The sequence below is a fragment of the Arthrobacter sp. Hiyo1 genome (assembly GCF_001263615.2).
In the GTDB taxonomy this organism is placed as follows: Bacteria; Actinomycetota; Actinomycetes; order Actinomycetales; family Micrococcaceae; genus Arthrobacter.
Map to the genome: position 1 here is coordinate 1 of NZ_DF952505.1, position 2,003 is coordinate 2,003.

General features: G+C 65.0%; 2 protein-coding genes. Both read right to left on the reverse strand.

Translation table 11 applies throughout. The features are described 5' to 3' along the window. Nucleotides 1–123: 123 nt before the first annotated feature. Complete coding sequence (locus AHiyo1_RS24060; RefSeq protein WP_148667768.1) at nucleotides 124–405, reverse strand: metallophosphoesterase; 282 nt, start codon at nucleotides 403–405, stop codon at nucleotides 124–126. A 163-nt stretch (nucleotides 406–568) separates the two neighbouring features. Next, nucleotides 569–2,003: topoisomerase C-terminal repeat-containing protein (locus tag AHiyo1_RS24065; RefSeq protein ID WP_148667769.1), on the reverse strand; the 1,435-nt coding region annotated here is incomplete at its 5' end.

Genomic DNA, 2,003 nt, shown 5'->3' on the forward strand with positions numbered 1-2,003 from the left:
ACCGCCGTCGCCGCTGCCGGCCGACACCGCGATCGCGCCGGAGCGAGGAAGGAGCCCGATGTGAGAGAAGATGCGTGCTACGCCGTGCTCGTTGCGCGGCAGGGCGTCGATGAGCGTGTAATTCTAGTGGTTGCCGAGCACGACGTACAGCGGCATGCCCAGAACCGTGAGCACGTCATTAAGCTCCGCCAGTGCCCGGGACTCCATGCGGGTGCCCCGCCAGATCATCCCGAAGTCGCCGAGCTGGACCAGTGAGGTACAGCCCCGCGCCGCCAGGACCGTCGCCGCATGGCGCAGGAACGCTGCGTCTCCGTGGGTGTCGCCGATCAGACCGACACGTCCGCCCAGGGCGGGGGTCATGTCCGCCGTGCGCGGTCGTGTCGCGGTGGTTGCAGTGGACGTCATCGCCATGAATCGTGTCCTTTCGCCTGGTAATCGAACTGAAGTCAGGCAGCCAGTCTACTCGCTATCGGAATGCGACTCTATAGGGAATTCGAATGGCCTTTGGATACGACAAGACCCGCCCGCAGAGCTCATCGCTCCACGAACGGGTCTTGCCATGACACCGTCAGCCGAATGACGGCACCAGCTTCTTCGCCCCCTTTTCCTCCTTCCAGGTGAGCTTCGCGTCGAACTTCTTGCCGGTCTTCTTCGACAGGAAACCCTTCCCCTCGATCGTCTTGCCGTGGGCCAGATCCTTGCGCTGCGCATCGGTGAACTTCACGCCGCACCAGGACATCGGCGGCTCATCGCCACTCGTGCCGAAGTCCGGGACGATCTTCTGCGTCTTGGAGTCCCAGCTCACCTTGCAGCTGAAGTTGTTGCCGGTCTTGCCGCTGACGAAGTCGCCGGCCTCGATCGATTCGCCCGCCGTGAGCTTCTGGATCTCGGCTTGCGTGAAGACGTGCTTGCACCACTCCTTCGGCGGCAGGACTGCACCGCTGGCGTCCCGGCGGCCGAAGCCGAGCTTCTGGAAGCCCACGAACTTCTTGCCCTTGTAGGTACCCTCGCCCAGCTTGCCGAAGACGTCGTAGGTCTTGCCCTGCTGACTCGTGGCCTGGAAGTCGATCGTCTCTCCGGCCAACAGCTTCTCGACCTCCTCGTCGCTGAAGCGATGTCCGCCCCATTCGCGGGCGAAAGCCACCTCCCGGGTGCCCCAGGTGCCCTTCGCGCGCTCCTTCTGTGCGAGGACCTCCTCCTTCAGGCCCAGCCTGGAGCGCATGGAGGCCGCGTTCTTGGCCATCACGCTGATGTCTTCGCGCACCCAGTCGGCAACGATGGCCAGCCGCTCCTCGGCGGTAGCCGTGCCCGCGGCGATGTCCTTCATGTCCGCGTAGACCTTCTCAGTCAGTGCGAGATCCCCGATGTGTGTGCCCGGCAGCAGCAGCCAGCTCATCTCACCGGCCTCGGCCAGGGTGAGCTTGCGCCCCTTCTCGATGAGCAGCGGATACTTCGCATTCGTGCTCGTCACCTCCGAGTACGTTGAGGTGCGGGTCGCGCCGGTGCCCACATCGCGCTTCTCGAGCTCCTTCATGAGCCATTTCATGCTCGGGTGCTCGGGCCGCTTGTTCGCGCCCTCGAAGACGAACGGCTCGGCGTTCTGGCCCAACCCCTTGGCCGACTCGCTGGCATCGCTGTCGTTCGCGCTGTCTTTGTCGGCGGGGTCGTCGCCGGCGTTGGGGTCGAAGACGGCCTTCCACCCGGCGCTCTGCGGCACATTCGCGATCGCGACGAACTCGGGGTAGCGCTGGACGTGGCCCTTCTGCTGCTCGTAGACGTAGTCCTCAGCGATCATCGCCAGATAGTTCTTGCCCAGCGTTTCGTAGATCAGCCGTCCGGTCACACCGAACCGCTGCTCAACCTCGGCCAGCGAGGCCGGCACCTTCGGTCCGGGGCGGTTCGCGCCGTGCGCACCCTGCGGCTTGACGTGCGTCTTGCGCGGCGTGCGGTGCGTGAGCAGCGCTGTGTCGACTCCGACCACCGCGGCGATCTTGTCGACCAGC